Here is a 12,990-nt window from a genome sequence, read left to right on the forward strand (position 1 = left end):
CCCGGAAGCGCTCGTCAGCCCGACCCGCGGCCTTGTTCTTGATAGCGGGCGCGACACTGCCGGATCTGTTCGGCATGATTGTGCGCATGCGGGGCATAAATACGCAACCAGGTTTCCGCGGAGTAGGCGCCGCTCTCGCTGTGCTGCCCGGTGCGCTGCCAATCGTCTTCGGTCATCAGCTCCAGGAGCTGGACAGTGGTTTCACGCGCGGCCTTGAAAGCCGCAAGCGCCGGAGCGATCGCGCGGCGGGCGTAGAACAGCCGGCGGGCGAAAGCCTCCTGATCGTAGGCCTGAATCCGTGGCTGCTCCTCCACCAGCAACCGGCGCAAGCGGATGGCACTGGTCATTTCGCTGTCCGCGAGATGATGGATAATTTCGCGGGCCGTCCATTTCTGCGGCGACCAGCGATAATCCAGCTCCGCGGGTGTGATGTCATGCAGTGCCTGCGCAACTTGCGCGTAGCCTTCCCGATATTGGCCAATCAGTTCTGCACGTTCGGATGCCGTCATGCCGAAAAAGGATCCTCAAAAAGTGGTTTTGTCCCATGCCATCATGCCGAGCAAAGCCGGCAAATAGATCAACGAAGCGTGCATCAAGCGCCGGGCCGCGGCCATGTCACGCGCCAGTGTGACACCGAGGCCGGCACCGAGAAATCCGATGCCCAGAATCAACGCGCCGAAAAAGTAGGCCCGGCCGGTCAGGCCGATGAGAGTGGGCAGCAGGCTCACGGAGAGCAACGCCAGACAATTCGTGAGAATCTGGCGACCGGCGCTGTAGCCTGCGGGATCGATGACGGTGAGCATGCGAAAGCCGCCGCGGGCGTAATCCTCACGGTAGATCCAGGCGATTGCCAGAAAATGGGGCAACTGCCAGATGAAAAGGATCGCGAACAACACCCAGGCTTCGAGACTGATTTCGTTGCGCACCGCGGTCCAGCCACCCATGGGCGGCAGGGCGCCGGGTATGGCCCCCACCACCGTCGAAAGCGGGCTGCGCGTTTTCATCGGTGTGTAAACAAAAACATAACTGACGAGCGTAACCGCAGCCAGCAGTGCCGTCAGCCCATTCACCCAAAGTGCCAGATACGCAATCCCGGCTGCCGAAATCAGGGCACCGAACCCCAGCGCCTGGCTGGGCTTCAGCCGGCCGGCGGGCAGAGGGCGATGGCGGGTGCGCAGCATGCGGGCGTCGCAGTGGCGTTCGAGATATTGGTTGAGCGCACTGGTTCCGCCGGCGACCAAGGCAGTGCCCACCAGAGTGTGCAGCAGCAACGCCAATGCGAGCGCCTCCCGTGCGCCAAGATAGAAGCCGAACAGGGTGGTGATCAGCACCATCAGGGTGACACGGGGCTTGGTGAGGGCGAGATAATCAGCCAACGACGCGATCAGACGCGCGCGGGGTGATGAAGATGGGATCATGATTTGTCGTAAAGCGTTCGCCTTGCAATTGAAAACAGTCCATTCGTCAACTTGCTGCCTGGGCCATGCTTGCGCGTTCGATGTCCCGGGGCCAGCGCCCTCATACGCCGCTCGCACCCGGCAGAGTGGCTGCCATTTCTCCGGCCGGCACGCGCATCGGCACGCTGAGATGCTGATACGCACGCACGCTCAGCACAATCGCCGCCGCCAAAACCAAAGCACCCGTGGCCACGTGGGCGGTGGTGGGAATGACCGCCTTTTGTGACCAGATGGTAAGCGCACCCAGCGTGAGTTGCAACAGCAGGCCGATCGCCAGCAAAACTGCCGGACGATAAAGGGCAGTTTCCTCCTGATGGTGACGCAACACACGGGTCACGGTCCAAATCACCAGGGCAGTGACCACCAGCGCACCGAGGCGATGGGCAAAGTGAATAACGATGCCGGTGGAATCAAAGGGCGGAATCAGCCGGCCGAAGGCCAGCGGAAAATCAGGAATGGCGAGCCCGGATTTGGTGTGACGCATCACGGCGCCGAGTATGAGTTGCAGAAAGATCGCTGCGGTGGTCGCCACGGCCAGAACGAACAAGGGTGGGCGCTGCGCATCCGGGCGTTTCACCCGTGGTTTGCCCCACTCCGGGGAAGTGAACAGCGCCAGACAAACTGTCAAGCCGAAGAAGCTTTGCGCCAGGGTGCCATGGGCCACCGAAATGGGGGTGGGCAACAGGAAAAGCACCGTGAGTCCGCCCAGCACGCCCTGCAAAATGACGAGCAGCAGCGCAACCAGCCCCAGACGCTTCACCCAGCGCCGGGGTTCCTTCCACCACAGCCAGGCCGCGAGAATGACCATCAGCATGCCCACAATGCTGGCCGCCATGCGATGGCCGTGTTCATACAGAATGCCACCCACCATTTGCGACAGCGGGTAGGAGAACATGAAATAGCCGTAGGTGTTGGGCCAGTCGGGTACGGACAGACCGGAGTCGGTGCTGGTCACCAGACCACCGATGAAAATCAGAACAAAAGTGGCTCCCGCCACCAGCAGGGCGAAACGGTGGAGCCATTTGCCGGAGGAAGATGCAGAAGTCATCATTTGACTCACATGATTGTTCGAACCGGCGCAATATATGTCAAAAAATACACACGTAAAAGCACAACTTCGCAGGTGACTGCCGCCGGGAAGGGGCGGGCAGCAACCTTACTGCATCTCCCCGGCAGCCGGCACCCCCGCCTGCTCAGCCCGCAGGCGGGAGGAATCCCGCGGGGTGCCGGTCAGATCGGGCAACAGGGCGATGATCAAGAGGGTGCACAGGATCAGTGGTGTCAGTGCGATAATACCGAGTGTACGCTTTTCGAATTTCAGATGCATGAAGTACATCGCCACCAGCGAGGCTTTGGAAAGCGCCAGCAGGATCAATAGGATGGCGACACCGACCCTGCCGATCGGCAGGTAGATCGCGCCGATTTCGAGCACGGTGAGAACGAACAGTGCGAAAAACACCATCATGTAGTTGGGTTCTTTGTGCAGGGCAGACATGAGATTTTCTCCTGGAACGCAATGGGGGCTTTCGTCAACCTAGTGGACAGCACCGCGTTGGACTGGCCGTCATGCCTCACTTGATGAGATAGACGAAGGTGAAGACCAAAATCCAGACGAGATCGACAAAATGCCAGTACAAACCGGCGTTCTCGACCGTGCTGTAGTGCTCCGCGGAGTAGCGGCCGCGCAGGCTATTGAGCAGGATCAGGCTGAGATAGATCACGCCGCCGGTGACATGCGCGCCGTGAAAGCCGGTGATCACAAAGAAGGTGGTGCCGAACAAATAGTTGCCGTAGGGATTGCTGGTAAAGGTCACCTGCTGCGCGGTAATCAGATGCGTCCATTCGTAAGCCTGCAGACCGAGAAAGGTGAGGCCGCCGAGAATGGTGAGCAGCAGGAAGTTGCGCAGACGCTGTTGATTGCCGTGGCGTATGGCCGAGAGTGCCTTGACCATGGTGACGCTGCTGCAGATGAGCAGAAACGTCATGAAGGCGGTGAGATTGATGCCGAGCACTTCCAGCGGGTTGGGCCAGTCGGTTGCGCCGGCACGCAGGGCGCCGTAGCCGGCGAGCAAGCCGCCAAAAGACATGGCATCACCCGCCAGGAAAATCCACATGCCAAGTTTGCCCCAGCTTTCCGGGGTCAGGGGTGATTCGGCGGGTTCAATCGCATGAACGTGGGCAGAGACAGGACTCACGTTTTTCCTCCTCAAGTTTCAGATTGGGAAAGCGGGACAGGACGGGGTCTGGCGGGGAAGCGATGCCGGCGCTGCAACAGGAACAGACAGAGCGCCACGCCACCGACGATGGCGAACGGCATGGCCATCAAAAACAGAATGCTGGTGTTGAAACCGCGGCCGAGCGCGCCACTTGCAGCTTGCGCACAACCCGGGCAAGCCAGTGAGGCCTGTGGCAGCAACAGCACGCCAACAAACAACAGCGCGAACAACAGTTTTGCGCAAGACATCTCACCATACCTCTTTTTTTCTTTCCCTGCCTCCCCGGCTCAATTCAGATAGACCAGGACATAGAGCACGGGCCAAAGCAGGACCACAAGATACCAGTACATGCTGCACAGCAGGACGACGGTGTGCCGGGCGGCGGTGAACCGTCCCCGCCTGGCCCGCCACCAAACAATCAGCAGCCAGAACACCGCGCCGGCGACATGCAGGGCATGACAGCCAATCAGCGTGTAGAAGGTCGCGCCATACACGCTGGAGGACAGCGTCAGGCCGTAGCGGAGCAGTTTGAGCCACTCGTAGCCCTGGATCAGCAGAAACGTGGTGCCCAAACCTGCGGTGACCGCGAGATACTTCTGCAAACCGGCCACCTCACCGCGTCGGATGCGGCGATAAGCCTGCACCATGGTGAAGCCGCTGGCCAGCAGGATCACGGTGTTCACGCCGGTGACCAGCACCGGCAGGCGCGGCTGGCCCAGCGGCGGCCAGTCCAGCGCGCCGTATTTGAAAACGATGAACGCGCCGATGAGTGCCGCAAAGAACATCGCATCCGTGCCGAGAAACAGCAGCATACCCAACACGGCATTGCCAACCGGCCGCGACGGCACTTCGCCCCCGTCACCGTCATCATCCGGGCCGAAGGGCAATGCCGGGGTGAGTGGCGGCGGCTCGCCGGAAAAATGATCCCGCTCGGGCACATCCCGCCGCCCACCATCGCGCCATTTGTAAGCCACCAGGGGAAGACTTCCTGCCGCAGTCACCGTCATCGCCAAGGCCTTCGCCCGTTGGTTAGTACTACAACGTTAAGTTCTAAAATCCGCTCCGCAACCCAAAACTGTCATTGCGGAGGAATTTGCCATGCCCGTATGGACACCCATCGGGAATGAGAATGTGGCGCAGACATCATGTCTGCAGCAGGCTGGAAGCCTGCGCTACGGCATTTTCGCGGTAATCCTCCTGAGTACCGGGATTGATGCTTATCCTGACATTATCCCAAGCACTCAAGCGAAGATTCTTGCAGAATGACCTTTGGAGAGTGGAGGTGCCAACTTGACGCTGGACTATTAGTTCAGCCACAACACACTGATCACTGTCACCACCACCAACATTGACAAGACAGCGCATAGGAGCGCGAGCATACGCGCATTGCGCTGTGCCAGCTCGGTGTGGTCCTGGGATGCAGGCATCACAGCGGTCTGGGCATTCGTTTGCGCCGCAGCCATAATCGACTTCTCCTGCGAAGGCATCAATGGCCGGCCGGCACTGCCGCCTTCTCGGTTTGCGGCAGATAATCACTGTCGCGGCCGGGGACGCTATACTCGTACGGGCCGTGATAGACAGTCGGCGTCACCGGAAAATTGCCGTGCGGCGGCGGCGTGGGCGCGGTCCACTCCAGCGTGTTGGCATGCCAGGGGTTGTCACTCTCCGCCTTGCGGCCCTTGAACATGCTGTAGAGAAAATTCACCGCAAAGATGAGCTGGGCGAAACCGAGCACAAAGGCGCTGATGGTGATGAACTCGTTCATGCCCTGGAATTGTTTGAGAAAATCATACTGCAGCGGATTGGCGATGCGGCGCATGTGGCCGCCCACGCCCAGAATGTGCATCGGGAAGAAAGTGCAGTTGAAGGAGACAAAAGTCAGCCAGAAGTGAATCTTGCCCCAGGTGTCGTTCATCATGCGGCCATACATTTTCGGGAACCAGTAATACAGGCCGGCGAAAATGCCGAGCATGCTGCCGCCGAACACGACGTAGTGAATGTGGGCGACGATGTAATAGGTGTCGTGAATGAACATGTCCACCGGCGTCGAAGCCATGTAGATGCCGCTCAGGCCGCCGATGACGAACATCGAAACGAAGCCGAGAGCGAACAGCATCGGCACGGTGAAGCGGATGCTGCCGCCCCACAAAGTGCCGAGCCAGTTGAAGGTTTTGATGGCGGAGGGCACGGCGATCAACATGGTGGAAACCATGAAGGTGGTGCCGAGCCGGGGGTTCATGCCGCTTTGAAACATGTGATGCCCCCACACGATCCAGCCCAGGAAGGCGATCGCCACCATCGCCCACACCATGGCACGGTAACCGAAGATCGGTTTACGGCTGAACACCGACACGATTTCGGAGGCCAGCCCCATGGCCGGCAAAATGAGAATGTAAACTTCGGGATGGCCGAAAAACCAGAAAAGATGCTGCCAGAGCAGCGGTTCGCCGCCGCCGGCGACATTGAAAAAGTTGGTGCCCAGGGTTTGATCGAACAGCAACATGGCCAGCGCCGAGCTCAACACCGGCAGCGCCAGCAACAGGAGAATGGCGACGATGAACAGCGACCAGACCGCGAGCGGCATGCGGAACAGCGTCATCCCGGGCGCACGCATGTTGATGATGGTGGTGATGTAGTTGATCGAGCCCATCAGCGAGGAGACGCCCAGCACGATCAGGCTGAAGGCCCACAGCACCTGGCCCATGTCGACCCCGGTCCAGGCCGGATTGGCAGCCAGCGGCGAGTAGGCCGTCCAACCGGTTGCCGCATGGCCGCCGGGCACAAGGAAGCCGGCCATCATCACCACGCCGGAGGCCACCGCCACCCAAAAGGAGAGCATATTGAGCACGGGAAACGCCATGTCACGCGTGCCAATCATCAGCGGGATGAGGAAATTGCCGAAGCAACCGACCAGAATGGGCATCACCACGAAGAAGATCATGATGGTGGCGTGCATGGTGAACAGCGAGTTGTAAAATGCCGGGGCAATCGCCCCCATCGGCATGTTTTTCGCCAGCCAGTTCTGCTCGCTTTCATCTTTTTGCAGCCACTCCATCCAGAGCTTGTCCATCGCGGTTTTGGGCTCGCCGGTTTCGATAAATTCGGCGGAGGCCCCGATGAGCGGCAGCGGCTTGTCGGGATAGGCGAGTTGCCAGCGGAACAGCAGGGCGAACCCGCCGCCAAAGATCATCATCAGCAAGCCCAAAGTGAGAAATTGCTTGCCGATCATCTTGTGATCCATCGAGATGATATGGGTGGCAAGGAAGCTGTGAGGATACTGCTCCGCGAGATTGCCCAGGCCGCCGATAATGAAGAAGAAGCCGACGAGAAAGTCGGAGAAGCCGAGCAGGGAGGGGGTGGTGATGCCCTGCAGCAATCCCCACACGGCCCAGACAGTGCCATAGAGCAGAGGCAGCGCGCCGAGCCACTTGTGCGGCCGCCGCCAGGTGAGCACACCGTTGGCAAGTGCCACCCCGCCGAATACCAGACGTGTCAGCAGGCCGCTTTCCGGCCGGATCAGCAGGGTGAGCAGAAGGAACAGGGCACCGGTGACGATCATGATCGCGCTGAAAATTTCGCCGAACAACCGACGTTGTTTCAGCTCATCGGCAGAGATGGTGTGTGCATGTGCCATTCTGAATTCTCCCTCGGAAAGATCGTGGATGGGTTGTCATTACAGTTGGTTGCCGGCGCCGGTGGTATCGCCCGGTGCGGTTTCTTCCGCCGCCGGCCAGATCGCCAGCTTCCAGGCTTCGTAATCCGCCGGCGCATCGACATAAAGTGTGCCCTTCATGCCGGAATGGCCGAAGCCGCACAGCTCGGCGCAGGGGATTTCGTAGACGCCGGGCTTGGTCGCCTGAAACCAGGCGGTGATCTTGTGCCCGGGGACGGCATCCTGTTTCAACCGCAGTTGCGGCACGAAGAAACTGTGAATCACATCCAACGAATTCAAATGCACGTGCACCACGGCATTCACGGGCACATGCAGGTCGTTGTCAATCTGGTAATCGTCAGCGGTGTCGAATTGGCGGTCGGGTCCGGGATAGAGAATCTGCCAATTGAACTGTTTGCCGGTAACACGCACCTCCACGTCCGCCGGCGGCCGCTGCTGTTTGATTTCACCCCAGAGCGGCCTGCTGGCAAACGCGAGTGCGAACATCGCAACGGTGGTGGCGCTCGTCCACACCCATTCCAGGGTGGTGTTGCCATGGCTGTAGATGGCGCGCCGGCCCTCGCGGTGACGGTATTTGATGAGGAAGTAGATCATGGTCGCCGCCACCAGCACGAAGACCGCGGCCGTCAGGTAGTAGATGATGTAAAAGATGAAGTCGATTCTACTGCCGTAAGTGGAAGCATTTTCCGGAAGCCAGTCAAGCATTGCAGCTCTCCTCCCTTGGCAAGGTTGAGTGATGAAATACAGCGGATGGCAGAAAGGGCACCAGCTTAGTGTGCAACAAACGTGAAATCGAGACACAGCGCCGCCGAGTCGCCGAGCGCGAGCCGCTGCTCACGCCGGCCCAACTTCTCGTGCCAAGCCACCACCTGGTAGGCACCGGCGGGCAACGGGCCCAGGCGATAGCTGCCGGTCGTGTCTGTCACCTGGAAAAATGGATGCTCCAAGACTCCGGCATAGGCCGACATCCACGGATGCACATTGCAGCGAAAGGGAATCATGACCTCGGGCCGGATGAAAGTGCGCGTCAACTGTTTCACGTGACGCGTCATGCCGAGATTGAAAGGTGGGTTGTGTTTTGCGGCCGCGTGAACGTTGTGCATCGTGTCGTCGCTGTTCAAAATCAGCAGAGACTGGCCAGTCTGAATGCCGAACACGTGCGGCTGATACTGGCACCCAATCTGATTCAACACCACGGGGCTGCCGGGCGGCGGATATTTTTGCACGACCCCCTCGGCCAGATAAACGAAGACGTGGCGCAACGTCCGGTTGGCGTTGACCACAAATTCGTCTGAGACAACCACCGAGGAACCGTCTTGCCTGCAGGCGGGATCAGTTGCCATGCGAATGACTTTCGCTGCAGGCGCTTCGCCCTGAAAATGAATCTGACCATAGATGAAACTCGTCGCCGGTTTGACCGGCGCGGGAACGACTGTTTCAGATTTGGGAGTTGGAACTGACTGACTGTCGCCGCTGCAGGCTGACCAACATATTGGCGTGAGACATGAAATCAAACAGGCGACACGCACGCGGGATAGCGCAATTTTCACAGTTCGTCTGATGTGACGGGCTGCCGGGAGCAGCAATCTGATGCAGGATATGTTAAAATTGGCGGTAAAATGTAGTCAGACAAGGGCGCAATGTCAAGCGGAAATTTGCAACCGTTTTCACAGCCGCTGGCCGGCAAGACTGCACCACGGCTGTCGATCACACGCCCTCATTCCAACTGACAACATGATGATTGCAGACAATGGCGCAAAAAATGTCTTGTTTGTTTCTGCGATACACATTATTTTTAGATGTTCCTAAATTTTGTTTTAGGAGATATGATCGTCGAAGCTGCTTTCACTTGTGAATAAATATTTCCAAAACTGCATACTCAGCGACATCGATGCGTACCCCACGAGGGCCGAACGCAATTTGACCGGTGCGCGCGCTGTGGTCGTGCACGGGATTGCAGGTTATCCCGCGGTGATGTGTGAAGTAGCCCAGATCTTCCTGCAGACAAGAGGTCTGCCCTGCGTCCCCACATGGAGCGGAGGCATGACGATTTCAGGTGTCCTCGCCACGAGCACAGAGGCGCAAACACCCAGTCGGCATGCAGCTCTGGGGAATCACATTGGCAGTGCCCCGACGAAAGCATCATCATGTCAATTGGTTGCCGGTTTCTGAAGGGGCACGGCCACACCACCCTGCTTCGTTTGGCTGGTAAAAGACAGAACGATGCGGAGACGAGACAGATGGTGGATCCTATAATGGCCTTGTTGACAGCGTTTGGCTTGCTGGCGCTGGCAGCAATCGTGCTTTGGCCCAATTACGGCTTGCTTGTCCAGTGGCAGAAACTCAATCGCACCACGCAGAAGGTGTTGATTGAGGACGCGCTCAAGCATCTTTATCACCAGGAGGAGAAGGGCCAGCGGGCAACCCTGGAGAGCCTGTCCGGCGCGTTGAGCATCAGCCGCGATCAGGCCGCCCGCCTGCTCACCAAGCTCGAAAGCCTGGGGTTGATCATCTCCCAGCAAAACGGTTTCGGCCTGACCGCCGAGGGCCGCTCCGATGCCCTGCGCATCATTCGAGTGCATCGCTTGTGGGAACGCTACTTTGCGGATGAAACCGGCCTGGCTGCCACCGAGTGGCACAATGAGGCGGAAAGGCGCGAGCACATCACCACCGCCGAAGAGGCCGAAAAACTGGCACGGCAGATGAGCAACCCGCTGCACGATCCGCATGGCGATCCCATCCCGACCTCGGGCGGTGAGCTGCCGGCCCAGGAGGATCAACCGCTCACAGATCTGCCGGTCGGCGAGCTTGCCCGCATCGTGCACATCGAAGACGAGCCGGCGGTGATCTATGCACAATTATCCGCCGAGGGCCTGCACCCCGGCATGATCATCCGCGTGCTGGACAAATCGCCCGAGCGCATTCAATTCATCGCCAATGGCGAGGAATTCAAACTGGCACCGGTGGCTGCCGCCAACGTGAGTGTGGTGCCGCTCACCAACGGCCAGGAAATGGAAGGTCCGTTCGAGTCGCTGAGCGCACTCAAGACCGGGGAAACCGGGGTGGTGCTCGGCATTTCGCGCAACTGCCGCGGCTTGCAGCGCCGGCGTTTGATGGACCTGGGGATCGTGCCGGGCACCACGGTTACGGCGGAGCTCTCCAGCCCCAGCGGCAATCCCATGGCCTACAACATTCGCGGCGCGCTGATCGCGCTGCGCAGAGAGCAAGCGAGCCACATCTACATTCAGCGCAAGGAGAAGGAGGCATGAACCTGCCCGCCACACCAGCCGCCTGCGAAAGCTGTCCGGTACATCACGCCGGGAACTTGATCAAGCTCGGTGTGAACATGGAATCGTTCGACTATGTCGTGGCGCTGGCCGGCAACCCCAACACCGGCAAAAGCACGGTGTTCAACGCGTTGACCGGCCTGCGGCAGCACACCGGCAACTGGCCCGGCAAAACCGTAACGCGCGCCGAGGGTGGTTTCGTCTATACGGGCAAGCGCTACAAGATCGTGGATCTGCCGGGAACCTACTCGCTGCTGTCCACCAGCACCGATGAGGAGGTCGCACGCAATTTCATCCTGTTTGGCCGGCCCGATGTCACTGTGATCGTGGTGGATGCCACCCGCCTGGAGCGCAATCTCAACCTGGTGCTGCAGGTTTTGGAAATCACCAACCGCGCGGTGGTCTGCCTGAATCTCATTGATGAGGCGCGCCGGCACCGCTTGAGCATCGATGATCGGCTGCTGGCCAGGGAACTGGGCGTGCCGGTGGTGCCGACAGCCGCGCGCAGCGGCCTGGGCATTCCGGAACTGTTGCAACAGTTGCATGCTGTCGCCACCGGGGAGTATGTCTGCCAGCCGCGCCGCATCAAGGGCGAGTCGCGCAGCCTGAAATTTGCGCTGGAAAAACTGACCACCATGCTCACCGCGAGATTCCCGGGCCTTGCGAACGCGCGCTGGGTGGCGTTGCGGTTGCTGGAGGGAGATCCGCGCATCATCGAAGCGGTGCGCAGCGGCGAGATGACGGCACTGGCACAGGCCCGGCAACTGCAGCCCGCCGCCGCTCTGGCCAACCCCTGAGACGCCTGCAATCCGGTGCCCACTCTGACACGTCCGGTCGCGGGCACGTGCCTTGTGACGGCAAAGGCCGCCTGAAACCTGCATTAACCCGGGATATTCCCATGAGCCATGACCACAAACCCACAACCGTGTCCTCCGAAGCCATTCTGGCAACCGCCAACCAACTGCGCTGGGAGGTCGGCGAGCATCTGCATGATTCCCTGATGGACACGATCTATCAGGAAGCCTCCCGCATCGCCGCGAAGGTCGTGACCCCGGCCGGCGAGAAGCCGAAGTTCGACTGGGACCGTGCGCTCGACCGCCTGCTCACCAGCCGCTTGACCGGTGTCCCCGTCATGCTCTTGCTGTTGACGCTGGTCTTCTGGCTGACCATCGCGGGTGCCAACGTGCCCTCCAGTCTGATCGCCGGGTTGTTGATCGACACAATTCATCCGATGCTGAAAGACCTGGCCGCAGCCATCGGCATGCCGTGGTGGCTCGCTGGACTGCTGTTCGACGGCGTCTATCTCGCCGCCGCCTGGGTGGTGAGCGTGATGCTGCCGCCCATGGCGATTTTCTTTCCGCTGTTCACGCTGCTGGAAGATTTCGGTTATCTGCCGCGCATCGCGTTCAACCTGGACAATCTCTTCCGCAAATCCGGTGCGCACGGCAAGCAGGCACTAACCATGAGCATGGGCTATGGCTGCAACGCTGCCGGCGTCATCGCCACACGCATCATCGACAGCCCGCGCGAGCGCTTGATCGCCATCCTGACCAACAATTTTGCCCTGTGCAACGGCCGCTGGCCCACACAGATTCTCATGGCCTCCCTGTTCATCGGCGCGACGGTGCCGCCTGCCTGGGCGGGACTCGTTTCCGCGGCCGCGGTGGTGGGCGTGGCTCTGCTCGGCGTGTTTTTGACGTTTGTGACCTCCTGGTTTCTTTCACGCACCATTCTCAAGGGTGAAGCGTCCACCTTCAGCCTCGAGCTGCCGCCTTATCGGCCGCCGCAAATCTTGAAAACCCTGTACACCTCGCTGATCGACCGCACCATCTTCGTGCTCTGGCGCGCAGTGGTGTTTGCGGTGCCGGCCGGCGCGGTGATCTGGCTGTTGAGCAACCTCTCCATCGGCCGGGCCAGCATCGCCGAGCACATCATTGATTTCTTCAATCCCTTTGGCGTGTTGATCGGCTTGAACGGCGTCATTCTGCTGGCCTACCTCATCGCCATTCCCGCCAACGAGATTGTCGTGCCCACCATTCTCATGCTGTCGGTGCTCACCGCCAAGCTCACGGGAGTGGGCGCCGGCGCCGGGGTGATGTTCGAGCTGGAGGACGCCTCCGCCTACATGACGATCTTCAATGCCGCGGGCTGGACAACGCTGACCGCGGTCTGCCTGATGCTCTTCAGCCTGGTGCACAACCCCTGCTCGACCACGATCTATACCATCTATAAGGAGACCGGCAGCGCCAAGTGGGCGACGTTTTCCGCCCTGCTGCCGCTCATGATGGGAGTAGTGATTTGCTTTTTCCTGGCGCAAATCTGGCGGTTGGTGGGGGGAAGGTGAGCAAATTGCGCGG

Annotated in this window: 11 protein-coding genes and 2 pseudogenes; 3 read left to right on the forward strand and 10 right to left on the reverse strand. The window is 59.8% G+C overall.

Annotated features, from left to right (window positions below; all coding sequences use genetic code 11):
• Positions 1-14: 14 nt before the first annotated feature.
• The 10 genes from ONB52_13940 to ONB52_13985 all read right to left on the reverse strand — a co-directional run bounded on the left by ONB52_13940 (position 15) and on the right by ONB52_13985 (position 8,689).
• Positions 15-509 (reverse strand): DinB family protein, encoded by a 495-nt coding sequence (locus ONB52_13940; GenBank protein MDZ7417237.1) that lies wholly within the window; start codon positions 507-509, stop codon positions 15-17.
• A 15-nt stretch (positions 510-524) separates the two neighbouring features.
• Positions 525-1,418 (reverse strand): heme o synthase, encoded by an 894-nt coding sequence (gene cyoE / locus ONB52_13945; GenBank protein MDZ7417238.1) that lies wholly within the window; start codon positions 1,416-1,418, stop codon positions 525-527.
• Between the two features lie 100 nt (positions 1,419-1,518).
• Positions 1,519-2,508: a COX15/CtaA family protein gene (locus ONB52_13950; protein MDZ7417239.1), complete on the reverse strand. Its 990-nt coding sequence runs from the start codon at positions 2,506-2,508 to the stop codon at positions 1,519-1,521.
• Positions 2,509-2,613: 105 nt separating this feature from the next.
• A complete protein-coding gene (locus ONB52_13955; protein MDZ7417240.1) occupies positions 2,614-2,952 on the reverse strand; it encodes a cytochrome C oxidase subunit IV family protein in 339 nt (112 codons plus the stop codon).
• A gap of 76 nt (positions 2,953-3,028) precedes the next feature.
• A complete protein-coding gene (locus tag ONB52_13960; protein ID MDZ7417241.1) occupies positions 3,029-3,652 on the reverse strand; it encodes a cytochrome c oxidase subunit 3 in 624 nt (207 codons plus the stop codon).
• Between the two features lie 11 nt (positions 3,653-3,663).
• Positions 3,664-3,921 (reverse strand): hypothetical protein, encoded by a 258-nt coding sequence (locus tag ONB52_13965; protein ID MDZ7417242.1) that lies wholly within the window; start codon positions 3,919-3,921, stop codon positions 3,664-3,666.
• A 39-nt stretch (positions 3,922-3,960) separates the two neighbouring features.
• A complete protein-coding gene (locus ONB52_13970; GenBank protein MDZ7417243.1) occupies positions 3,961-4,680 on the reverse strand; it encodes a heme-copper oxidase subunit III in 720 nt (239 codons plus the stop codon).
• Positions 4,681-5,159: 479 nt separating this feature from the next.
• Complete coding sequence (locus tag ONB52_13975) at positions 5,160-7,307, reverse strand: cbb3-type cytochrome c oxidase subunit I (protein ID MDZ7417244.1); 2,148 nt, start codon at positions 7,305-7,307, stop codon at positions 5,160-5,162.
• A 39-nt stretch (positions 7,308-7,346) separates the two neighbouring features.
• Entirely contained in the window at positions 7,347-8,051 is a 705-nt protein-coding gene (gene coxB, locus ONB52_13980) for a cytochrome c oxidase subunit II (protein ID MDZ7417245.1), read from the reverse strand.
• A 65-nt stretch (positions 8,052-8,116) separates the two neighbouring features.
• Entirely contained in the window at positions 8,117-8,689 is a 573-nt protein-coding gene (locus ONB52_13985) for a carboxypeptidase regulatory-like domain-containing protein (GenBank protein ID MDZ7417246.1), read from the reverse strand.
• A gap of 912 nt (positions 8,690-9,601) precedes the next feature.
• Here ONB52_13985 and ONB52_13990 point away from each other — a divergent pair.
• From ONB52_13990 to ONB52_14000, 3 genes and pseudogenes are all read left to right on the forward strand, one after another.
• Complete coding sequence (locus ONB52_13990; protein MDZ7417247.1) at positions 9,602-10,615, forward strand: DtxR family transcriptional regulator; 1,014 nt, start codon at positions 9,602-9,604, stop codon at positions 10,613-10,615.
• A pseudogene (locus tag ONB52_13995) lies at positions 10,612-11,370 on the forward strand (50S ribosome-binding GTPase). Before ONB52_13990 ends, ONB52_13995 begins: the two are co-directional and overlap by 4 nt.
• A 236-nt stretch (positions 11,371-11,606) precedes the next feature.
• Positions 11,607-12,977, forward strand: a pseudogene (locus tag ONB52_14000) (ferrous iron transporter B).
• Positions 12,978-12,990: the final 13 nt, after the last annotated feature.

It is taken from the genome of candidate division KSB1 bacterium, assembly GCA_034506255.1.
GTDB classification, from domain to species: Bacteria; Zhuqueibacterota; Zhuqueibacteria; order Zhuqueibacterales; family Zhuqueibacteraceae; genus Coneutiohabitans; species Coneutiohabitans thermophilus.

What these genes read in the sequence shown, in the direction of transcription:
- ONB52_13965 (MDZ7417242.1), bottom strand. Translation starts at nt 3,921, where the DNA reads ATGTCTTGCGCAAAACTGTTGTTCGCGCTGTTGTTTGTTGGCGTGCTG.
- coxB (MDZ7417245.1), bottom strand. Translation starts at nt 8,051, where the DNA reads ATGCTTGACTGGCTTCCGGAAAATGCTTCCACTTACGGCAGTAGAATC.
- cyoE (MDZ7417238.1), bottom strand. Translation starts at nt 1,418, where the DNA reads ATGATCCCATCTTCATCACCCCGCGCGCGTCTGATCGCGTCGTTGGCT.
- ONB52_13940 (MDZ7417237.1), bottom strand. Translation starts at nt 509, where the DNA reads ATGACGGCATCCGAACGTGCAGAACTGATTGGCCAATATCGGGAAGGC.
- ONB52_13990 (MDZ7417247.1), top strand. Translation starts at nt 9,602, where the DNA reads ATGGCCTTGTTGACAGCGTTTGGCTTGCTGGCGCTGGCAGCAATCGTG.
- ONB52_13975 (MDZ7417244.1), bottom strand. Translation starts at nt 7,307, where the DNA reads ATGGCACATGCACACACCATCTCTGCCGATGAGCTGAAACAACGTCGG.
- ONB52_13970 (MDZ7417243.1), bottom strand. Translation starts at nt 4,680, where the DNA reads ATGACGGTGACTGCGGCAGGAAGTCTTCCCCTGGTGGCTTACAAATGG.
- ONB52_13955 (MDZ7417240.1), bottom strand. Translation starts at nt 2,952, where the DNA reads ATGTCTGCCCTGCACAAAGAACCCAACTACATGATGGTGTTTTTCGCA.
- ONB52_13985 (MDZ7417246.1), bottom strand. Translation starts at nt 8,689, where the DNA reads ATGGCAACTGATCCCGCCTGCAGGCAAGACGGTTCCTCGGTGGTTGTC.
- ONB52_13950 (MDZ7417239.1), bottom strand. Translation starts at nt 2,508, where the DNA reads ATGATGACTTCTGCATCTTCCTCCGGCAAATGGCTCCACCGTTTCGCC.